Origin of the sequence: Kineococcus terrestris (assembly GCF_041020755.1) — a bacterium.
GTDB lineage: Bacteria > Actinomycetota > Actinomycetes > Actinomycetales > Kineococcaceae > Kineococcus > Kineococcus terrestris.
Genome location: NZ_JBEUEI010000020.1, coordinates 13,145 through 34,531, shown reverse-complemented (window position 1 = coordinate 34,531; position 21,387 = coordinate 13,145). Strand labels below are relative to the sequence as shown.

16 protein-coding genes are annotated in these 21,387 nt (G+C 76.5%); 6 read left to right on the top strand and 10 right to left on the bottom strand.

Annotation, left to right across the window (positions count from 1 at the left end; all coding sequences use genetic code 11):
• Positions 1–19: 19 nt before the first annotated feature.
• The 3 genes from AB8M62_RS13150 (at position 20) to AB8M62_RS13140 (ending at position 4,828) form a co-directional block, all read left to right on the top strand.
• On the top strand, positions 20–787 hold the full coding sequence (locus tag AB8M62_RS13150) for an IclR family transcriptional regulator (RefSeq protein ID WP_369056542.1): 768 nt from the start codon (positions 20–22) through the stop codon (positions 785–787).
• An 11-nt stretch (positions 788–798) separates the two neighbouring features.
• Positions 799–2,325, top strand: coding sequence for a glycerol kinase GlpK (gene glpK / locus AB8M62_RS13145; RefSeq protein ID WP_369069848.1), 1,527 nt, complete (start codon positions 799–801; stop codon positions 2,323–2,325).
• Between the two features lie 106 nt (positions 2,326–2,431).
• Positions 2,432–4,828 carry a glycoside hydrolase family 9 protein gene (locus AB8M62_RS13140; protein ID WP_369069847.1) on the top strand — a complete coding sequence of 799 codons (2,397 nt, stop codon included), beginning with the start codon at positions 2,432–2,434 and terminating at the stop codon, positions 4,826–4,828.
• Between the two features lie 72 nt (positions 4,829–4,900).
• Here AB8M62_RS13140 and AB8M62_RS13135 read toward each other — a convergent pair whose 3' ends face one another.
• The 9 genes from AB8M62_RS13135 to AB8M62_RS13095 all read right to left on the bottom strand — a co-directional run bounded on the left by AB8M62_RS13135 (position 4,901) and on the right by AB8M62_RS13095 (position 13,746).
• Positions 4,901–5,590: a response regulator transcription factor gene (locus AB8M62_RS13135; RefSeq protein WP_369056545.1), complete on the bottom strand. Its 690-nt coding sequence runs from the start codon at positions 5,588–5,590 to the stop codon at positions 4,901–4,903.
• On the bottom strand, positions 5,587–8,202 hold the full coding sequence (locus AB8M62_RS13130; RefSeq protein ID WP_369056546.1) for a DUF4118 domain-containing protein: 2,616 nt from the start codon (positions 8,200–8,202) through the stop codon (positions 5,587–5,589). Before AB8M62_RS13130 ends, AB8M62_RS13135 begins: the two co-directional genes overlap by 4 nt.
• 40 nt (positions 8,203–8,242) lie before the next feature.
• Positions 8,243–8,887, bottom strand: a complete 645-nt coding sequence (gene kdpC, locus AB8M62_RS13125; RefSeq protein ID WP_373694938.1) for a potassium-transporting ATPase subunit KdpC — start codon at positions 8,885–8,887, stop codon at positions 8,243–8,245.
• A complete protein-coding gene (kdpB, locus tag AB8M62_RS13120; RefSeq protein ID WP_369055508.1) occupies positions 8,884–10,980 on the bottom strand; it encodes a potassium-transporting ATPase subunit KdpB in 2,097 nt (698 codons plus the stop codon). The genes kdpC and kdpB overlap by 4 nt, the downstream gene beginning before the upstream one ends.
• On the bottom strand, positions 10,977–12,650 hold the full coding sequence (kdpA, locus tag AB8M62_RS13115; RefSeq protein WP_373694939.1) for a potassium-transporting ATPase subunit KdpA: 1,674 nt from the start codon (positions 12,648–12,650) through the stop codon (positions 10,977–10,979). The genes kdpB and kdpA overlap by 4 nt, the downstream gene beginning before the upstream one ends.
• 8 nt (positions 12,651–12,658) lie before the next feature.
• On the bottom strand, positions 12,659–12,748 hold the full coding sequence (kdpF, locus tag AB8M62_RS13110; RefSeq protein WP_369055505.1) for a K(+)-transporting ATPase subunit F: 90 nt from the start codon (positions 12,746–12,748) through the stop codon (positions 12,659–12,661).
• Positions 12,745–12,870: a hypothetical protein gene (locus AB8M62_RS13105; RefSeq protein ID WP_369055503.1), complete on the bottom strand. Its 126-nt coding sequence runs from the start codon at positions 12,868–12,870 to the stop codon at positions 12,745–12,747. The genes kdpF and AB8M62_RS13105 overlap by 4 nt, the downstream gene beginning before the upstream one ends.
• 156 nt (positions 12,871–13,026) lie before the next feature.
• Positions 13,027–13,287 (bottom strand): hypothetical protein, encoded by a 261-nt coding sequence (locus AB8M62_RS13100; protein WP_369069846.1) that lies wholly within the window; start codon positions 13,285–13,287, stop codon positions 13,027–13,029.
• A gap of 228 nt (positions 13,288–13,515) precedes the next feature.
• Complete coding sequence (locus tag AB8M62_RS13095; protein ID WP_369069845.1) at positions 13,516–13,746, bottom strand: hypothetical protein; 231 nt, start codon at positions 13,744–13,746, stop codon at positions 13,516–13,518.
• A gap of 220 nt (positions 13,747–13,966) precedes the next feature.
• Here AB8M62_RS13095 and AB8M62_RS13090 point away from each other — a divergent pair, with 220 nt between their 5' ends.
• From AB8M62_RS13090 to AB8M62_RS13080, 3 genes are all read left to right on the top strand, one after another.
• A complete protein-coding gene (locus tag AB8M62_RS13090; protein ID WP_369069885.1) occupies positions 13,967–17,071 on the top strand; it encodes a DEAD/DEAH box helicase in 3,105 nt (1,034 codons plus the stop codon).
• On the top strand, positions 17,064–17,900 hold the full coding sequence (locus AB8M62_RS13085) for an SWIM zinc finger family protein (protein WP_369069844.1): 837 nt from the start codon (positions 17,064–17,066) through the stop codon (positions 17,898–17,900). The genes AB8M62_RS13090 and AB8M62_RS13085 overlap by 8 nt, the downstream gene beginning before the upstream one ends.
• A gap of 112 nt (positions 17,901–18,012) precedes the next feature.
• Positions 18,013–19,524, top strand: a complete 1,512-nt coding sequence (locus AB8M62_RS13080) for a hypothetical protein (RefSeq protein ID WP_369069843.1) — start codon at positions 18,013–18,015, stop codon at positions 19,522–19,524.
• Positions 19,525–19,601: 77 nt separating this feature from the next.
• On the opposite strand, the gene AB8M62_RS13075 is transcribed toward AB8M62_RS13080, so the two are convergent.
• Complete coding sequence (locus tag AB8M62_RS13075) at positions 19,602–21,314, bottom strand: glycerol-3-phosphate dehydrogenase/oxidase (RefSeq protein ID WP_373694937.1); 1,713 nt, start codon at positions 21,312–21,314, stop codon at positions 19,602–19,604.
• Positions 21,315–21,387: the final 73 nt, after the last annotated feature.

The window sequence follows — 21,387 nt, the reverse complement described above, 5'->3', positions numbered from 1 at the left end:
CCGGTGCCACGCTGACCGCGTGCCCGGGCCCATCCAGTCGATCGAGCGCGCCGCGGCGGTGCTGCGGCTGCTGTCGGCCGCCCGCGGCGGGCTCGGGGTGGTCGAGGTCGCCCACGCGCTGGGGCTGGCCAAGACCACCGCGCACGGCATCCTGCGCACCCTCGTCGACGTGGGGTTCGTCGTGCAGGACGAGCACGGCGACTACCGCGCGGGGCCGGGGCTGAGCGACCTGGCCCGCCCGCGCCTGGTCGCCGACGACCTGCGCTCGCTCGCCACCAACTGGGCCGACAGCCTGGCGGCGCGCACCGGGGAGTCGGTGCGGCTGGCGGTGCTGGCCGAGGGTCGCGCCCTCGTGGTGCACCACGTGTTCCGCCCCGACGACAGCGCGCAGGAGCTGCAGACGGGACAGTCGCTGCCCGCGCACGCGTGCGCGCTGGGCAAGGTGCTGCTGGCCTCGCGCGGGCCGCACCGGATGCCGCGCCGGCTGCCCGGCTACACCGCCCGCACCCTGACCGACCCGGCGGCGCTGCGCCGGGCCCTGGCCGAGGTGCGCGCGCAGGGGTGGGCGCTGGACGTGGAGGAGCACCTGCCGGGGCGGGCGACGGTGGCCGCGCCGGTACGCGACGTGGGCGGCCTGGTGGTGGCGGCCGTCGGCGTGGACGGCGCCGTCGACGACCTCGTGGACACCCGCGGGCGCCCGCGCGCGGGGTACGTGCCGGCCGTGCGCTCGGCGGCGCGCTCGATCTCGCGGCAGCTGGGTGCGCGCGACGAGCGCGCCCGCGGGTGAGGATGGGCGCCGTGCGCATCGACGGGCCCCGGGCGGACCAGCAGGGCTACGTGGTCGCCGTCGACCAGGGCACCACGTCCACGCGCTGCATCCTGTTCGACCACGCGGGCCGGCTGGTGGCCGTGGCCCAGCGCGAGCACCGCCAGCACTACCCGCGCCCGGGCTGGGTCGAGCACGACGCGGCGGAGATCTGGCGGGCCGTGGCCCGGCTGGTGCCGGAGGCGATGGCCCAGGTGGACGCCACCCCCGCCGACGTCGTGGCGATCGGCATCGCCAACCAGCGCGAGACGACCGTGGCGTGGGACCGGCGCACGGGCGAGCCGGTCGGGCGGGCCGTGGTGTGGCAGGACACCCGCACCGCCGCCCTGGTGGCCGACATGGCCGCCGCCGGCGGCGCGGACCGGTACGCCGACGTGTGCGGGCTGCCGCTGGCGACGTACTTCTCCGCCCCGCGGATGCGCTGGATGCTGGAGAACGTCCCGGGGCTGCGGGCGCGCGCGGAGACCGGGGACGTCCTGTTCGGCACGATCGACTCGTGGCTGGTGTGGAACCTCACCGGCGGCCCGGACGGCGGCCGGCACGTCACCGACGTCACGAACGCCTCGCGCACCATGCTGCTGGACCTGCGCACCCTGGACTGGTCCCCGGAGCTGCTGGCGGAGTTCGGGGTGCCGCGCGCGGCGCTGCCGGAGGTGCGCTCCTCCGCGGAGGTGTACGGCACGGCGCGCGCCGTGGTGCCGGGCGCGCGGATCGCCGCGGCGCTGGGCGACCAGCAGGCGGCGCTGTTCGGGCAGACGTGCTTCTCCCCCGGCGAGGCCAAGTGCACGTACGGCACGGGCGCGTTCCTGCTGCTGCACACCGGCACCGAGATCACCCGCTCCACGCACGGGCTGCTGACGACGGTGGCGCACCGCACGGGCGACGGCCCGGCCTCGTACGCGCTGGAGGGGTCCATCGCGGTGACCGGCGCGCTGGTGCAGTGGCTGCGCGACAACCTCGGGCTGATCACCACCGCACCGGAGGTGGAGACGCTGGCGCGCACCGTGGAGGACAACGGCGGCTGCTACTTCGTGCCCGCGTTCAGCGGCCTGTTCGCCCCGCACTGGCGCGCGGAGGCGCGCGGGCTGATCGTCGGGCTCACGTCCTTCGTCACCAAGGGGCACATCGCGCGCGCGGTGCTGGAGGCGACGGCGTGGCAGACGCGCGAGGTGGTGGAGGCGATGGACGCCGACTCCGGGCTGCGGGCCTCCACGCTGCGGGTGGACGGCGGGATGACGAGCAACAACCTGCTCATGCAGACCGTCGCGGACGTGCTGGACGCGCCGGTGGTGCGGCCGATGGTCAGCGAGACGGTGTCGCTGGGGGCGGCCTACTCGGCGGGGCTGGCGGTGGGTTTCTGGTCGGGCACGGACGCGCTGCGCCGGCGCTGGCACCGCGCGGCGCAGTGGGAGCCGGCGATGGACCCGGCCGAGCGCGAGCGGGGCTGGGCGGACTGGCAGGAGGCCGTGCGGCGCACGTTCGGCTGGGTGCGGTCGTGAGCGCCGCCCACGGGTGACGGCGCGCCGACCCTCCGTTGACAGGCGGCGGTCCCCGGGAGAGGGTGTGCGGGCGCTGTGAGAGCGCTCTCGACGACGAGGAGACCACGTGCCCACACGAACCTGGCACGCGCGCCGCACCCGCGCGCTGACCGCGGCCACCGCGCTGCTCACCCCCGCCGCCCTGCTGCTGGCCCCGAGCGCGGCGCACGCCGCCGACCCGGTGGACCAGGTCGTCAACGGCGGTTTCGACGACGGCACCACCGGCTGGACGATCTACCCCGAGCAGTCCGTGCAGGACGGCGCGGGCTGCACCACCGTGCCCGCCGGCAGCGCGGCCTACAGCGCGGCGGTCCAGCAGGAGGTGCCGCTCGTCGAGGGCGAGACCTACCGGCTGAGCTTCCGCGCCCGCACCACCCCGGCCACCGAGGGCCCCGTGCGCGTCGTCGTGCAGGGCGGGCCGGACGTGAACTACCAGCAGTTCCTGCCCGCGGCCAAGCCCGCCTTCACCGAGGAGTTCGCGGAGTTCGAGTACTTCTTCACCGCCGACCGCGACTACCCGAACGCCCAGCTGGCCTTCCAGCAGGACGTCGTCAACCCCGTCGCGTACACGCTGTGCGTGGACGACGTCGCGCTCCTCGGCGGCGCCGAGCGCCCCCCGTACGTGCCCGAGACCGGCCCGCGCGTGAAGGTGAACCAGGAGGCGTACCTGCCGCTGGGGCCCAAGGGCGCCACGCTGGTCACCGACGCCACCGACGCCCTGCCGTGGGAGCTGCGCGAGGTCGGCGGTCGCACCGTCGCCCGCGGGAGCACCGTCCCGCGCGGGGTGGACGCCAGCGCCGGGCTGAACGTCCACACCATCGACTTCAGCGGGTACCAGCGCCGCTCCGTCGGGCTGGTGCTGGTCGCCGACGGCGAGACCAGCCACCCGTTCGACATCGGCGAGGACGCCTGGGAGCGCCTGCGCGACGACGCGATGACGTTCTTCTACACCAACCGCAGCGGCACCCCGATCTCCGACGAGCTCGCCCCCGGCTACGGCCGCGAGGCCGGCCACGTCGGCGTGGCGCCCAACCAGGGCGACACCGCGGTGCCGTGCCAGAGCCTCGACGACGACTCGCAGGAACTGCTCGTGAAGCAGGGCGACGAGCCGTGGACGTGCGACTACACCACCGACGTGACCGGCGGCTGGTACGACGCCGGCGACCACGGCAAGTACGTCGTCAACGGCGGCATCGCCGTCGCGCAGCTGCTGCAGCAGTACGAGCGCAGCCTGCACGCGCCCACCGCCGACCGCGGCGCCCTGGCCGACGGCACCCTGGCGATCCCCGAGGCCGGCAACGGCGTCCCGGACGTCCTCGACGAGGCGCGCTGGGAGCTGGAGTGGTTCCTGAAGATGCAGGTGCAGCCGGGCCGTCCGCTGGCGGGGATGGCCTACCACAAGGTCGCCGACGTCGACTGGACGGGCCTGCCGCTGGACCCGGCCGCCGACCCGCAGCCGCGCGTGCTGTACCGCCCCTCCACGGCCGCGACCCTGAACGTCGCGGCCACCGCGGCGCAGGGCGCGCGCCTGTTCGCCCCGTACGACAAGGAGTTCTCGAAGCGCCTGCTGTCCGCGGCCCGCACCGCCTACGCGGCGGCGCAGGCGCACCCGGACCTGTACGCCCCCGCCCCGGACGCGGCGCTGGACCCGAACCCCGGCAGCGGCCCGTACGACGACGACGAGGTGTCCGACGAGTTCTACTGGGCGGCCGCGCAGCTGTACCTCACCACGGGTGAGCCGCGGTTCCGCAAGGACGTCCTGTCCTCCCCCGTGCACACCGCCGACGTGTTCGGCGACACCGGCTTCGACTGGGGCAGCGTCGGCGCCCTGGGCCGCCTGGACCTGGCGACCGTGCCCAGCAAGCTGAACAAGGACGAGCTGCGCCAGGTGCGCGCCTCCGTGGTCGCCGCGGCCGACCGCTACCTGGCCGACCAGGAGTCCCAGCCGTTCGGGCACGCCTACGCCCCCGAGGACGGCCAGTACGCGTGGGGCTCGAACGCCCAGATCCTCAGCAACATGCAGACCCTGGGCACCGCGTTCGACCTCACCGGGGACGACGCCTACCGCGACGGGGTGGTCCGCAGCGCGGACTACCTGCTGGGCCGCAACGCGCTGGGGAACTCCTACGTCACCGGCTACGGCGACGTGTACTCGGAGAACCAGCACTCGCGCTGGTACGCCAACCAGCTCGACCCGTCGCTGCCGAACCCGCCCGCGGGCACGGTGGCCGGCGGCCCGTACTCCCCGACCGCGACCAGCGGTGACCCGATCACCGCGGCCCTGTTCCCGGACGGGTGCCCGGCGGCGCAGTTCTGCTACGTCGACGACATCGGCTCGTGGTCGACCAACGAGATCACCGTCAACTGGAACGCGCCGCTGGCGTGGGTGGCCTCCTTCGTCGCCGACCAGGGCGACGGCCGCGACCGCGGGAACCAGCACCACCACCACCACGGCCGCCGTTGAGCGGCGACCCGCAGCACCCCCGCACCACCAGCAGCGCCCCGTCCGGCACCCGCCGGGCGGGGCGCCGCCGCGTCAGCCCTCGAACCGGTAGCCCATCCCCGGTTCGGTGACCAGCAGGCGCGGCTCGCCGGGCACGTCCTCCAGCTTGCGCCGCAGCTGCCCCACGTACACGCGCAGGTAGTTCGTCTCGCGCCCGTACCCGGGCCCCCACACCTCGCGCAGCAGCTGCGCCTGCGGCACCAGCCGGCCGCGGTGGCGCACGAGCACCTCCAGCAGGTGCCACTCCGTCGGGGTCAGCCGCACGGGAGCCCCGTCGCGCAGCACCTCGCGGCGGGCCAGGTCGATCCGCACCCGCCCGGCCTCCACGGCCTCGCCGGCGCCCGCCGCGGCACCCGCCACCGGTGCCGCGCGGCGCAGCGCGGCCCGCAGCCGGGCCAGCAGCACGTCCATCGCGAACGGCTTCTCGACGAAGTCGTCGGCGCCGCCGTCGAGGGCGTCGACCGCCGCCACCGCCGACGAGCGGGCCGTCAGCACCACGACGGGCACGTCGCTCCAGCCGCGCACGCCCGCCAGGACGTCGAGACCGTCCAGGTCCGGCAGGCCCAGGTCCAGCAGCACGACGTCCGGGTGCGCGCTGGCGGCCAGCTCCAGGGCCTGCGCACCCGTGGCGGCCGTGGTCACCTCGTACCCGCGCGCGGACAGGTTGATGGCCAGCGCCCGGCGCAGCCCCGGCTCGTCGTCGACGACGAGGACGCGGCTCACGCGCCCACCCGCTGCGAGACGGTCGACGTCCCCCCGCGCGACCCCGCGGCCAGCGGCAGGTCCAGCACGAGCGTGAGGCCGCCACCGGGGGTGTCCTCCGCGGCCAGGCGGGCCCCCACGGCCTCGGCCAGGCCGCGCGCGACGGCCAGTCCCAGCCCCAGGCCCTCCCCGCCGCGGTCGCCCAGGCGCTGGAACGGGGTGAACGCGCGCTCCTTGGCCGCGCCGGGCAGGCCCGGGCCGTGGTCGACGACGAGGACCCGCACGCCGTGGCGGCCGTCCTCGACGGACGTGGACGCGACGACCTCGACGGGGCTGCCGGCCGCGTGCCGCAGCGCGTTCTGCACGAGGTTGGCCAGCACCCGGCGCAGCAGGCCGGCGTCGCCGCGCACGAGCGGCAGGTCCGCCGGGACCTCGCGGCGCACGAGCCCCGCGGCAGGACCGGCCGGCTCGCCGGCCGCGTGCACGACGTCCTCGACGAGGTCGGCCACCGCCAGGTCCTCCAGCAGCGGCTCGACCGCGCCGCTGCGCACGCGGGTCAGGTCGAGCAGGTCGTCGATGAGCGACTGCAACCGGTCCCCGGCGTCGGCGACGACGCCGAGCAGCTCGCGCCGGTCGTCCTCGCCGAGCTCGATGTCGGTGGCGCGCAGGCTGTCCACCCCCGCCTTCAGGCTGGCCAGCGGGGTGCGCAGGTCGTGCGAGACGGCGGTCAGCAGCGCCCCGCGCACGGCGTCGCCCTCCTCCAGCCGGCGGGCCTGCTCGGCCGCGGCACCCAGCCGCTGCCGCTGGCGCAGCGCCGCCAGCTGGACCGCGAACGCCTCCAGCACGCGGCGGTCCTGCGCGCCCAGCAGGCGCCCGCGCAGGACGAGCGCGGTCGTGCCGTCGACGACGACCTCCGCGTCGCCCTCGGCGGGTGCGCGGCAGGGCGCGCCCCCCGCGCAGGCGACGAGGTCCCAGCCGTCCTCGGGCGCTGCGGCCGCCGGGGCGCCGCCGGGACGTTCCAGCAGGCTGGCCGAGCCGGCCGCGAAGGTCGTGCGCACGTGCTCCAGCGACTCCCCCAGCGGGTCGTCGGCGACCAGAGCCGTGCGCGTCAGCACCGCGAGCGCCTCGGTCTCCGCGCGCCGGCGGGCGGCCTCGGCGCTGCGGCGCGCGGCCAGGTCGACCGTGCCGGCCACCGCCACGGCGACGAGGACGAACACCGCCAGCGCGACCGCGTTGGCCGGTTCGGCGATCGTCCAGCGGTGCACCGGCGGGGTGAAGAACCAGTTGACCGCCAGGCTGCCCAGCACCGCGGCCGCCACCCCCGGCGCCAGCCCGCCGGCCAGCGCGGCGGCCACCACGACGACGAGGAAGGCCATGAGGTCGGTGGACAAGTCCTGGCGGGGGAACTCCGCCAGTCCCAGCACGAGGAGGACCGGCCCGGCCACGGCGAGCACCCAGCCCAGCACCCGGCGCCAGCGGGACAGGACCGCGCGGGCCGGGGCGGGCAGCCGCACCGCGGGCGGGCGCTCGTCGTGGGTGACGACGAGGACGTCGACGGCGCCCGAGCCGCGCACGACGGCGTCCCCCACCCCCGCGCGCAGCAGCGAGGCCAGGCGCCCGTGCCGGCTGGCGCCGACGACGACGGTGCTGGCGTTGACCCCGCGCGCGAACTCCAGGACGGTGTCGGCCACGTCGTCGCCGACGAGCCGGTGGAAGCTGCCGCCCAGGGACTCCACGAGCTCGCGCTGGCGCGCCAGGCGGGCCGGGGAGTCGTCCACCAGCCCGTCCCCGCGGGTGACGTGGACGGCCAGCAGCTCCCCGCCGGCGCCGCGCTGGGCGGTGCGGGCCGCGCGGCGCACGAGCGTCTCGCCCTCGGGGCCGCCGGTGAGGGCGACCACGACGCGCTCGCGGGCCGGCCACGGGCGGTCGATGCCCTGCTGGGCGCGGTAGCGCTCCAGGCCCTCGTCGACGCGGTCGGCCAGCCACAGCAGCGCCAGCTCCCGCAGCGCGGTGAGGTTGCCGACGCGGAAGTAGCTGGACAGGGCGGCGTCCACCCGCGCGGGCGCGTAGACGTTGCCGTGCGCCAGCCGGCGGCGCAGGGCCTCCGGGGTCATGTCGACCAGCTGCACCTGCTCGGCGCCGCGCAGGACGGCGTCGGGCAGCGTCTCGCGCTGCTCGACGCCGGTGACGGCGGCCACGACGTCCCGCAGGGACTCCAGGTGCTGGATGTTCACGGTGGCGAGGACGTCGATCCCGGCGGCCAGCAGGTCCTGCACGTCCTGCCAGCGCTTGGCGTGCCGGGAACCGGGGGCGTTGGTGTGGGCGAGCTCGTCGACGACCGCGACCTCGGGGGCGCGGCGCAGGACGGCGTCGAGGTCCATCTCGGTCAGCTCGTGGCCGCGGTGCACGACGGTGCGCCGCGGCAGCACCTCCAGGCCCTCCAGGCGCTCGGCGGTGCGCTCGCGGCCGTGCGTCTCCACGACGGCGACGACCACGTCGGTGCCCCGGGCGGCGCGCCGGCGGGCCTCGTCCAGGGCCGCGTACGTCTTGCCCACGCCGGGCGCGGCGCCCAGCAGGACCCGCAGGCGGCCGCGGCGCCGCTCGTCGGGTCCGGACCCGCTGCGCTGCTGCACCCCCCGATCCTCCTCCACCCCGGCGCCCGCTCCCGCCGCCTCAGCCGGCGAGCCGGTCGAGGGCGAGGTTGAGCTCCAGGACGTTGACGCGCGGGGCGCCCAGGAACCCCAGCGCCCGGTCCTGCACGTGCTGCTCGACCAGCGCGGCCACCGCGGCCTCCTCCAGCCCGCGCTCGCGGGCGACGCGCTGGACCTGCTGGCGCGCGTAGCGGGGGCTGACGTCGGGGTCCAGCCCGGAGCCGGAGGCGGTCAGCGCGTCCGGGGCGACGTCGGCGGGGGCGACGCCGTCGCGGGCGGCGACCTCGGCACGGCGCTCCTCGACCGTGGCGAGGAGCTCGGCGCTGGAGGGACCGAGGTTCGAAGCTCCCGAGGACAGCGGGTCGTAGCCGTCGCCGGCGACCGAGGGGCGCGGCTGGAACCACTCGTCACCGGCGAACTCCTGGCCGAGCAGGGCGGAGCCGACGACGCGGCCCTCGTGCTCGACGAGCCGGCCGTCGGCGCCCCCGGGCACGAGCCGCCCGACGCCGAAGACGGCCAGCGGGTACAGCAGGCCGAGGACGACGGTGGCGGCCAGCAGCAGCACGAGGGCGGTGCGGGCCTGGCGTGCGAACGCCGCCGCGGTGGCCGACGACCCGGCGCGCGGGGCGGAGGGGGTGGCGGAGGGGGTGGTGGTGCTCACGGTCACATCCCGGGCAGGAGGGAGACGAGGAGGTCGACGAGCTTGATGCCGGCGAACGGGGCGACGACGCCGCCGAGGCCGTAGACGAGCAGGTTGCGCCGCAGCAGCGCGGCGGCGCTGGTGGGGCGGTAGCGCACCCCGCGCAGGGCCAGCGGGACGAGCGCGACGATGACCAGGGCGTTGAAGACGACGGCCGAGACGATCGCGGACTCCGGGGAGGACAGCCGCATGACGTTCAGCGCGTCCAGCTGGGGGTACGCGGTGGCGAACATCGCCGGGACGATCGCGAAGTACTTGGCCACGTCGTTGGCCAGGGAGAACGTGGTCAGGGCGCCGCGGGTGATGAGCAGCTGCTTGCCGATCTCCACGATCTCGATGAGCTTGGTGGGGTCGGAGTCCAGGTCCACCATGTTGCCGGCCTCCCTCGCGGCCGAGGTGCCGGAGCCCATCGCCACCCCGACGTCGGCCTGCGCCAGCGCGGGGGCGTCGTTGGTGCCGTCGCCCGTCATCGCCACCAGCCGCCCGCCGGACTGCTCGCGGCGGATCAGCTCCAGCTTGTCCTCCGGGGTGGCCTCGGCCAGCACGTCGTCGACGCCGGCCTCCTGCGCGATCGCGCGGGCGGTGCGGGCGTTGTCACCGGTCACCACGACGGTGCGGATGCCCATGGCGCGCAGCTGCTCGAAGCGCTCCCGCATGCCTGGCTTGACGACGTCCTTCAGGTGCACCACGCCCAGGACGCGGGCGCGGCCGCCGCGGTGCTCGGCGACGAGGAGCGGTGTCCCGCCGGCGGTGGCGACGTCCTCGACCACCTGCTCCACCGCGGCCGGCACGTCGCCGCCCAGGCCGCGGACCCAGTGGGTGACGGCCGCGGCGGCACCCTTGCGGACCTCGCGCACCCCGCCGCGCTCGTCGCGCAGGTCCACCCCGCTCATGCGGGTCCGGGCGCTGAACGGGACGAACCGCGCACCCGCCGGGGGCTCGGGAGCCGCCCGGCCGTGCCGCTCCTCGACGAGCGCGACGACGGAGCGGCCCTCGGGGGTCGCGTCGGCCAGGCTGGACAGCTGCGCGGCCTCGGCCAGCTCGGCGGTGTCCACGCCCGGCGCGGGCAGCAGCTCGTGCGCCTGCCGGTTGCCCAGGGTGATGGTGCCGGTCTTGTCCAGCAGCAGGGTGCCCACGTCGCCGGCGGCCTCCACGGCGCGTCCGGACATCGCCAGCACGTTGCGCTGCACGAGGCGGTCCATGCCGGCGATGCCGATGGCGCTCAGCAGCGCGCCGATGGTGGTGGGGATCAGGCACACCAGCAGCGCGACGAGGACGACCGTGCTCTGGGGGTCGCCGGAGTAGACGGCCATCGGCTGCAGGGTCACCACGGCGAGCAGGAACACCAGGGTCAGGCCGGCGAGCAGGATGTTCAGCGCGACCTCGTTGGGGGTGCGCTGGCGCGAGGACCCCTCGACCAGCGCGATCATCCGGTCCACGAAGCTCTGGCCCGGCTCGGCGGTGATGCGCACGACGATGCGGTCGGAGAGCACCGTGGTGCCGCCGGTGACGGCGCTGCGGTCGCCACCGGACTCGCGGACCACGGGCGCCGACTCGCCGGTGATGGCCGACTCGTCGACGCTGGCCACCCCCTCGACGACGTCGCCGTCGCCGGGGACCGTCTCGCCGGCCTCGACGACGACGAGGTCGCCCGGCCGCAGCGTCGAGGACGGCACCCGCACCTCCCGGGCCCCCCGGTCCAGGCGGCGCGCCGTCGTCCCGGTGCTCACCTCGCGCAGCGACGCCGCCTGGGCGCGGCCGCGGCCCTCGGCGACGGCCTCGGCGAGGTTCGCGAACAGCACGGTGAGCCACAGCCACGCGGTGATGACCCACGCGAACACCGTCGGGTCGAGCACCGCCAGCGCCGTCGTCAGGACGGCGCCGACGGCCACGACGAACACCACCGGGGTGCGCACGAGGTGGCGCGGGTCCAGCTTGCGGACCGCGTCCGGCAGCGAGGAGACGAGCTGGCGCGGGGTGAACGCCCCGCCGGCGACGCGGTGCGGGCCGACGGCGCGGGAGGACCAGGGCTCCGCGACGGGGGTCAGGGTGGTGCTCACGAGGTACCTCCGGACAGCGCCTCGGCGAGCGGGCCGAGGGCGAGGGCGGGGAAGAAGGTCAGACCGGCGACGACGAGGACGACGGTGGCGTGCAGGCCGGCGAACGTCGGGGTGCGCGTGGGCAGCGTGCCGGCGGTGGCCGCGGCGGGCCGCTGCTGGGCGAACGCCCCGGCGAGGGCGACGACGAGGAGCATCGGCACGAACCGGCCGATCCACATCGCCAGCCCCAGGGCGGTGTTGTAGAACGGCGTGTCCACGCCGAGGCCGGCGAAGGCGCTGCCGTTGTTGTTCGCCGCGGACGTGAACCCGTACAGCAGTTCCGTCAGCCCGTGCGGCCCGGTGTTCAGCAGCGCCGAGCGCGTGGCCCCGCTCGACAGGGCGATCGCCGCACCGGTCAGCAGCGCGAACGGCGTGGCCAGCAGGTACAGGGCGACCAGGGTGATCTCGCGCTGCCGGACCCGCTTGCCCAGGTACTCCGGGGTGCGCCCGACCATGAGGCCGCCCAGGAACACGGCCAGGACGGCGAGCACGAGGATCCCGTACAGGCCCGACCCCACGCCGCCGGGCGTGACCTCGCCCAGCAGCATGTTCAGCAGGAGCAGACCACCGCCGGCGGCGGTGTAGCTGTCGTGGAAGGAGTTCACCGCGCCGGTGGACGTGCTCGTGGTGGCGGTGGCGAACAGCGCCGACGCCCACACGCCGAACCGCGTCTCCTTGCCCTCCAGCGACGCGCCGACGGCCTGCGGGACGGCGCCGGCGCCGTGGACCTCCGCCCAGGTGGTCAGCGCGAGGGACGCGGAGAACACGCCGGCCACCACGGCCAGCACCGCCAGGCCCTGGCGGGTGTCGCCGACCAGGGTGCCGAAGGTTCGGGGCAGGCTGAACGGGACCACCAGCAGCAGGAACACCTCGACGACGTTCGAGACCGGGCTCGGGTTCTCGAACGGGTGCGCGGAGTTCGCGTTGAAGAAACCCCCGCCGTTCGTGCCGAGCTCCTTGACCGCCTCCTGCGAGGCGACGGGACCGCCGACGACCGTCTGCGTCCCACCGGCCAGGGTCGTGTACGTGGTGGCGCCGGAGAAGTTCTGCACGACCCCGGTGAGCAGGAGGACGACGGCCGCGACGAACGCCAGCGGCAGCAGCACGCGCACGACGGAGCGGACCAGGTCGACCCAGAAGTTCCCGATCGTCCCGGTGCCGGCACGGGTCAGCCCGCGCACCAGCGCGACCGCGACGGCGAGGCCGACGGCGGCGGACAGGAAGTTCTGCACCGCCAGGCCGGCCATCTGCACCAGGTGACCGAGGGCGGCCTCGCCCGAGTAGGACTGCCAGTTCGTGTTCGTCACGAACGACACCGCGGTGTTCCACGCCTGGTCCGGGTCCGTGCCCGGCATCCCGAGCGACAGCGGCAGGAACGCCTGCAGCCGCAGGAACGCGTACAGCAGCAGGACGGAGACGGTGGAGAACGCGACGAGGGAGAGCGCGTAGACGGGCCAGCGGGTGTCGGCGTCGCCGTCCACGCGCAGCAGGCGGTACAGGCCGCGCTCGACGCGCAGGTGCCGCGGGGACGTCATCGCGCGGGCGACGTGGTCGCCCAGCGGGACGTGCACCGCCGCGAGCAGCAGCACCAGCAGGCCGATCTGGAGCAGGCCCGCGCTGGTGTCGGACAGGAGGGGCATCAGAACCTCTCCGGGTGCAGCAGGGCGTGCAGCAGGTACGCGGCGACGGCGACGGCCAGCACGAGGCCGACCACCGCCTCGGCGCTCACCGGCGCTCCAGCGCGCGCACGAGCAGGACGAGCGCGGCCGCGAGGAGGACGGTGAGGGCGGGGAAGACGACGTCGAGCACGGGGGGCCTCGGAGGTTCGGGGGCGGACGGCGGGTGGTGCACCTCCAGGACCGAACCACCGGGCCGGGCGCCCGCGGGCCGCGCTGACGCCTCCCTGACGCGCACCGCCCCCGTCTTGACGCGTCCTTGACGCCCCCGGCCGGTCCGGACCGGAGGGAGCCGCCCCCCGCGGCCCCCTCCGATCCCGCGCGGCCCGCGTCAGCCCGCGGTGACCCGCTGCGGCCGGTGCACGCGGTGCGCGGCGTCGGGCGCGCCGTGGGTGCCGTCGAAGCTCAGCCGCAGGCCGTCGACGACCCCGCCGCGGAACGTGGCGCCGGACGGGCAGGCGGACGGCCGCGGCAGCGGCATCCCGAACTGCACGCGGGCGGAGTCGTCGTCGATCCGCGTCTCGCCGTTGACGTCCTTCACGTAGCCGAAGCGGAACGGCACGCTGCCCAGCGAGGACCGCTGGACGCGCACCCGGCGCTCGCCGTCGCAGGTGAACAGGAGGGTGAGGCGCCCCGTCGCGCTCAGCGAGCCGTACTGGCTGTAGGCGCGCTCCCAGTCGTCGCCGAAGCTGCACGATCCGGGGTCCCAGGCGTGGCAGTCCTCGATCCCGCCGTACGCGGAGAACCCGGACAGGACGACGGTGCCCGTGGCGGAGCCGCAGCTGCTGTACGGCGGGTGGTGGTCGTCGCACCAGGCGTCTTAGTGGCCGCCGACCGGGCCGGAGGCCGTGAGGCGGACGTCGGAGAAGCGGATCCCGCCCTGCGGGGCCGCGCCGGCCGGTGCGGCGGTGGTGACGCCGGCCAGCGCGGTCAGGGCCGCCGCGGCGGCAGCGGCGGCGCGCACGCGCCGGACCCGCCGGCGCCCCCCGTCCGCGCCGGTGCCGGTGGACGTGCCGGTGGACGTGCTGGTGGTGGTGGTGCTCGTGCTCATGGGTCCCCCCGGACCTCGGTGCTGCTGGCGCTCCCCCGAGCACCGCGGTGCGGCAGCGGCGCCAGTGTGGCGGAGACAGCCACGCTGCGTGAGGGATTCGGCCGAACGGGTGGTGCTCGACCTCTCCTGCGGGCGGTGGCACCACCGTCCGTGGCGGCGACCGCGCACCCGCCGGTCCCGCGGCGCCGTGTCGGACGGCGCTCGTAGGGTCGCCGCCGTGATGGTGGTGCAGGGGTTGTGGACGCGGGAGGGGGACCCCGCCCTCGGGACCGAGTCGGGGCGCCGGCGCCCGGGCGCCGCCCGGGCGCAGGACCTCGCCGAGCTGGCCTCCCGCGCGCCCCGGGCGCGGCGGCTGGCGGCCGCGCTGGCCCGGCCCGCGGACGGCGCGGTCCACCTGTCGCTGCCGTGCACCCCGGCCGGCACGCCGCTGCCCTCCACCGCCCGCCCGCGCCGCGACGTCGCGCTGCGCCCCGTCCGGGTGCCGGTCGTGCGGCTGCGCGGGCTGCCCGCGGTGCAGCTGCTGCACGAGCTGGCCGGGACGGCGGTGGACGGCGCGGGCGGGGGTGCCGGCGTCCTCGGGCACGGGCTGCGCTGGCTGGCGCACGTGGCCGCCCAGACCCGCGCCGCGGTCGACGCCGGCCGCGTCGTGCCCGGTGTCGTGGTCGGCGCTGCGGGGAGGGGCGCCGGGGCGCGCGCCCGCTGGGAGGTCCTGCCCGACCGCCGCCAGCGGCGCTGGCGCACGAGCGCGGCCGGGGCGGCGCCCCCGCAGCTGCGCGCCGAGCTGCCCGTCCCGCGGCGGGCGGAGGACGTCCTCGACGAGGTCAGCGCGCTCGTCGCCGACCTGGAGGTGCAGGCGCGCACCGCGCACCTGCCGCCGCCCGGCTCCCCCGGCGCCCCGGGCCTGCCCGCCGCGCCGGCGGTCCGCGGGTGGCTGGAGGCGCTGGCCGGCGACGGCGCGTGGGAGCCGCCGGGTCACCCGGCGGCGTTCGCGCGCGCCGTGCGCGAGTGGCAGCGCAGCGCCGACGCCGAGGGCTGGGAGGTCGTCCTGCGCGTCGCCGAACCCGCGGAGGACCCGGACGACCCGTTCGACCCGAGCGACCCGAGAGACCCGGCGCGGGACGCCGCGGTCGTCGCGGCCCCGCCGGTGTGGACGCTGCAGGCGCGGCTGCGCCCCCTGGACGACCCGAGCGCGGTGCTGACGCTGGAGCGGGCGCGCGCCGAGCACGAGCGCGGCGGTGGACCGGGCGCCGGTCCGGGCGCCGCGGTGTCCGGCGAGGACGACCCGCTGCTGGTGCTGCTGAGCGGGCTGGCCCGCGCGGGCGGCGCGCACCCGCCGCTGCGGCACCGGTTCTCCCGCGCGGCCGACGGCGACGTCGACCTCGACCTGGCCGAGCTGCTGGACCTCGTGGAGACCGGCGCGCCGGCGCTCACCGCGGCGGGCGTGCCCCTGCTGCTGCCGGGCCGGTGGAGCCGTCCGGCGCTGACGCTGTCGCTGTCCGCGAGCGCCGCCCAGCCGGGCGCGGTGGCCGACCCGCAGCTGCGGCAGGCCGACCTCGTGGCGTTCGAGTGGCGCGCGGCCCTGGGCGGGTCCGACCTGACGGAGGCCGAGCTGCGGGCGCTGGCCGGGGCCCGCTCGCCGCTGGTGCGCCACCGCGGGGAGTGGGTCCACGTCGACGCGGACGCGCTGCGCCGCAGCGCGGAGTTCCTGCGCCGCCGGGGCGCGGGCACGGCCGCGGTGACCGACCTGCTCGCCGCGGTGGCCGCCTCCCGCGCGCTGCCCGCCCCGGTCACCGACGTGCGCGCGGCGGGGGTGCTGGGCGACCTGCTGTCCGGTGCGGCCGAGCACCGGCTGGAGCCCGTGCCGGCGCCCGCGGGCCTCACCGCGCGGCTGCGTCCCTACCAGGAGCGGGGGCTGGCGTGGCTGGCGGCGATGTCGCGGCTGGGGCTGGGCGCGGTGCTCGCCGACGACATGGGGCTGGGCAAGACGCTGCAGCTGCTGGCGCTGCTGGCCCACGAGCGCGAGGCGGGCACCGGCGGCCCGACGCTGCTGGTGTGCCCGATGTCCGTGGTCGGCAACTGGCGGGCCGAGGCGCAGCGCTTCGTCCCCGACCTGCGCGTGCACGTGCAGCACGGGCCGGGCCGCCCGCGGGGCGAGGCGTTCGCGCGCACCGCGGGGGCGCACGACCTGGTCGTGACGACCTACGGCTCGCTGCTGCGCGACGTGGACGACGTCGCCGCGCTGACGTGGCGGCGCCTGGCGCTCGACGAGGCCCAGCACGTCAAGAACGCCTCGACCCGCTCGGCGCGGGCCGTGCGGGCGGTGCGCGCGCAGCACCGCGTCGCGCTGACCGGCACGCCGGTGGAGAACCGCCTGGAGGACCTGCGCGCCGTGCTGGACGCCGTGAACCCCGGCCTGCTCGGCTCGGCGGCCTCCTTCAAGGCGACGTTCGGGGTGCCGGTGGAGAAGCTGCGCCAGGAGGAGCCGGCGCGGCGGCTGGCGGTCGTCACCCGGCCGTTCGTGCTGCGGCGCGCCAAGACCGACCCGGCGGTGGCCGCCGACCTGCCGGAGAAGCTGGAGATGACCGTCCGGGCGAACCTCACCGCCGAGCAGGCGGCCCTCTACCGGGCGGTCGTGGACGACCTGCTGGCCCGGCTGGCCGACGTGGACGACACGGGCAAGCGGGGCCTGGTGCTGGCGGCGCTGACGAAGCTGAAGCAGGTGTGCAACCACCCCGCGCACTTCCTGGGCGACCGCTCGCCGCTGCTGCACCGCGGCCGGCACCGCTCGGGCAAGCTCGAGCTGCTGGACGACGTGGTCGACGGCGCCCTGGCCGACGGGGAGAAGGTGCTGTGCTTCACGCAGTTCGCGCGCTTCGGGGAGCTGCTGGCCCCGCACCTGGCGCAGCGCACCGGCGGGCCGGTGCCGTTCCTGCACGGGGGGCTGGGCCGGCGCGCGCGCGACGAGCTGGTCGCGCGCTTCGCCGAGCCGGACGGGCCGCCGGTGCTGCTCCTGTCGCTGCGCGCCGGGGGGACGGGGCTGAACCTCACCGCCGCCAGCCAGGTCGTGCACGTGGACCGCTGGTGGAACCCGGCCGTGGAGGACCAGGCCACCGACCGGGCCCACCGGATCGGGCAGGTGCGCCGGGTGCAGGTGCGCAAGCTCGTCAGCGCGGGCACGGTCGAGGAGCGCGTCGACGCGCTGGTGGCGCGCAAGCGGGACCTGGCCGGCCGGGTCGTCGGCAGCGGTGAGGGCTGGATCGCCGGGCTGGACCGCGACGCGCTCGCGGAGCTGGTGCGCCTGGGCGAGGACGCCGTCGGTGAGTGAGGGCGCGGGGGCGGCCGAGCGCTGGGACCGGTACGCGCGGCGCCGGCCGGGCGAGGGGCCGGCGCTGCGCTCGCGGCGGGGGCGGATCGCGCGCACGTGGTGGTCGCGCGCCTTCGTGGCCGCGGTGGAGGACGGCGGGCACGCCGGGCGGCTGGCGCGCGGGCGCACGTACGCGCGCGCCGGCCAGGTCGCCGACCTGCGCGTGCGCGCCGGGGCGGTGACGGCCCGGGTGCAGGGCAGCCGCCCGCGCCCGTACCTGGTCGAGGTGGGGGTGCCGCGCTGGACGCCCGCGGAGACGGAGGCCGTGGTCGCGGTGGTCGTCGCCAACCCGCTGATGCTGGCGCCGCTGTTCGCCGGGGACGTGCCGCCCGCGCTGGTCGAGCTGCTCGGCGAGGTCGGCGTGGACCTGCTGGCGGGCGGCGCGCAGGTCGCCTACGACTGCAGCTGCCCCGACGACGGCGAGCCGTGCAAGCACGCCGCGGCGGTCGTGTACGCGCTGGCCGAGCGCCTGGACGACGACCCCTCGCAGGTGCTGGCGCTGCGCGGGGCCGACCTGGGATCGCTGCTGCGCCGGGTGGAGCGGGCGGCCTCGGGCCCGGCGCCGGCGGTGGAGGACCTGTCCGCGCGCACCGCGGACTTCTGGACGGGCACCGGCGACTGGCCGCCGCTGCCGCTGCCGCTGCCGGAGCCCGTGCCGGGCCGCACGGTCGCCGACGACCTCGACGAGGTGGTCCTGGGGCCGGGGGCGGCGGGCACCGCGGACGCCCTGCGGCCCTGGTACGCGGCGCTGGTCCGGGCGCCGGGGACCCGCCGCCGGGGCGCCCGGTGAGGGCCCCGGACGACGTCCCGGAGCCCACAACCCTCACGTCGCGTGAGGGCCTTGTGACGGTCCGAGGTCGCCGTGGCGCGGAGGGTCAGCGCGCAGGTACCGTCCTCGACCTGTGACCCCCTCTGGCACGTCCGCCCGCGCCGCCGAGCAGCTCGAGCCGGTCCTCCACGACGTCCGGAGGCAGTCACCGGTCACCGCCGAGACCGTCCGGCGGCGGGTCGCCGACCCGGCCGCGCCGGTCCTCGTGGACTTCGACCACACGCTCTTCGCGTCCAACAGCACCGAGATGTTCATCGCCCACTGCCGCCCCTCCCTCGTGGTCGCGCTCATCGACCTGCTGGTGCGGGTGCTCGTGCCGTGGCGGCTGGTGCCGCGCGGGCGCGGCCACCGCGTCGGGGACTGGCTGTGCGTAGCGCTGATCGTGCTGCTGACGCCGTGGAACGTGCGCCGCTGGCGCCGGGACGCCCCCGCGCTGTTCGAGCGGCACCGCGCCCGCGCGGTCTGCGGCCTGTTCGCCGGCGTCGACCCCGCGCGGCTGACGATCATCTCCTTCGGCATGGCCTTCGTCGTCCGGGCGCTGGTGGCCCGCAGCGAGTTCGCGGCCGCCGCGCTGGTCGCCACCCCGGCGCTGCCGCGGCCCTCCTGGTTCGCCGGCGGCAAGACGGCCACCGCGACCGCCGCCGTGGGCGCGGACGGGGTCGCCCGCGCCGTCTTCGTCTCCGACTCCCTGCACGACGAGGACCTGCTGCTGGCCGCCGGCACGGGCCTGCTGGTGACCCCGCAGGGCGCGGCGCTGTCGGCCCGCGAGCGCCTGTACGTCCCGCTGCGCTACACCGCCCGGGTCAAGTACTCGCGCCTGTACACCCTCGACCAGTTCCTGCTCGTGGACGCGGCCGTGGTCGTGCTCGCGGTCGGCTACGACCTGCCCAGCGTGCTGCGCTTCGCGCTCGTCGTCCCGCTGCTGCTGCTCTCGCTCATGGCGGTCTACGAGATCGGCTACCACGAGAACGACGTGCACGCGGCGAACTTCGAGGAGCGCCCCGTCCTGGACCCGCAGGTCTCGCGGTACCTGGACTACCCGATCCGCACCCAGGCGTGGGTGTGGGCGCTGGGCGCCGCGGCGGCCGCGCTCGGCGTGGCCGTCGCGCTGGGCGAGCTGGCCCGCGAGGAACTGCTGCGGGCCGGGCTGTCGTGGCTGGTGCTGCTGGTCGTGCTGCGCGCGGTGTTCTGGGCCTACAACCGGGTCCGGGTGCACGCGCGGGTCTTCCTGTACCCGGTGCTGCAGGTGCTGAAGTACGGCGCCGTCTTCCTCGTCTTCGTCCCGACCACCGTGGGCGTGGTCCTCGTGCTCAGCCAGGTCATGGCGATGTGGGCGGTGTACGTCGTCTACCGCCTCGGCGGGCGCAAGGAGGACCTGGACCGCGACCTCTTCGGCTCCGTCGCCTTCCTCGTCGCCGCCGCGCTGCTGCTGATGGCCGACCTCGTGCACGGCGGGCTGTCCCACGAGGGCGCCGGCCACGCCTCGATCGCCGAGACCACCTTCGCGCTCGCCCTGCTGTGGGCGCTGGCCCGCACGGGCAAGGGCCCGCTGATGCGCCGGTTGCGCACCCGCGCCGCCGTCTGAGGAGCCGCCCGGCAGCACCGCGCCCCCGGCCGCAGCAGCGGCCGGGGGCGCGGTGACGTCCGGGGCGCGCCCGCCCCTCAGGCGGTGACGGGCACGATGTCCGGCGCCTGCAGGCGCACCGCGTCGGCGCTGGCGTCGTCCGGCTCCTCCTGCGAGGCCCGCTCGGCCGCCACCCGCTGCAGGTAGTGCTGCACCTCGCGCGAGCGCCGGTCGGCGTCCCAGTCCAGGGCGTCGCCCATGAGCTGCGCGACCAGCTCGGCCGACTCGGTGCCCCGGTCGTAGGTCTCGATGGAGATGCGCGTGCGCCGGGCCAGGACGTCGTCCAGGTGGCGGGCACCCTCGTGCGTGGCGGCGTACACCACCTCCGCCTTCAGGTAGTCGTCCGCCTTCGGCAGCACCTGGCCCAGCTCCGGGTCCGCGGCCACGAGGTCCAGGACCTCGGTGACCAGCGAGCCGTACCGGTTGAGCAGGTGCTCGACGTGGTCGACGTGGATGCCGGCGCGCGCCGCGAGCTGGTGCCGCTGGTTCCACAGCGCGTGGTAGCCCTCGGCGCCCACGAGCGGCACGTTCTCCGTCGTGGAGGCCGGCACCCTGCCGTCCAGGCCGTCGACGGCCACGTCCACGGCGTCCTTGGCCATGACCCGGTACGTCGTGTACTTGCCGCCCGCGACGACGACGAGGCCGGGCACCGGGTGGCCGACGACGTGCTCGCGCGACAGCTTGCTCGTGGACTCCGACTCCCCGCTCAGCAGCGGGCGCAGGCCCGCGTAGACGCCCTCGACGTCGGCGCGGGTCAGCGGGGACTTCAGCACCGCGTTGGCGTGCTCCAGGACGTAGTCGATGTCCTTGCTGGTCGCGGCCGGGTGGGCCTTGTCCAGCTCCCAGTCGGTGTCGGTGGTCCCGATGATCCAGTGCCGGCCCCACGGGATGATGAACAGCACGCTCTTCTCGGTGCGCAGGATCATCCCGGTCTTCGACTGGATGCGGTCGCGCGGCACGACGAGGTGGATGCCCTTGGAGGCGCGGACCTTGAACTGCCCGCGCGCGCCGACGAGCTCCTGCGTCTCGTCCGTCCACACGCCCGTGGCGTTGATGACCTGCTTGGCCCGCGCGGTGATCTCCGCGCCGGACTCCAGGTCCACCAGCACCGCGCCGATCACCCGCTCGCCCTCGCGGACGAACTCCTTGACGCGGGTGCGGTTGGCCACGTGCGCGCCGTACACGGCCGCCGTGCGGGCGATCATCATGGTGTGCCGGGCGTCGTCGACCTGCCCGTCGTAGTACTGGATGGCGCCCACCATGGCGTCCTTGCGGATGCCGGGCGCCTCCTTCTGCACGCCGCGGCGCGTCAGGTGCCGGTGCAGCGGGAACCCGGCGTTGTTGCCGGAGCTGAACGCCATGGCGTCGTACAGGGCCACGCCCGAGCCGACGTACGGGCGCTCGGCGAACCGCTTGGTCAGCGGGTACAGGAACGGCACCGGCTTCACCAGGTGCGGGCACAGCGTGTTGCGCAGCAGCCCGCGCTCGCGCAGCGCCTCGTGCACGAGGGCGAAGTCGAGCATCTCCAGGTAGCGCAGGCCGCCGTGCACGAGCTTGGAGGAGCGGCTCGAGGTGCCGCTGGCCCAGTCGCGGGCCTCCACCAGGCCGGTGCGCAGGCCGCGGGTGACCGCGTCCAGGGCCGCGCCCGTGCCGACCACGCCACCACCGACGACGAGGACGTCGAGCTCCCCGTCCGCCATGGCGCGCAGCGCCTCCTCGCGCGACTGCGGGGACAGTGCCTTCGATTCCACGTGCTGCTCCCTCTCTCGCCGTCCCCGCCGCGGCCGTCCGCGGGCGGGGTCCGGTCCGTTCCCTCGATGGTGC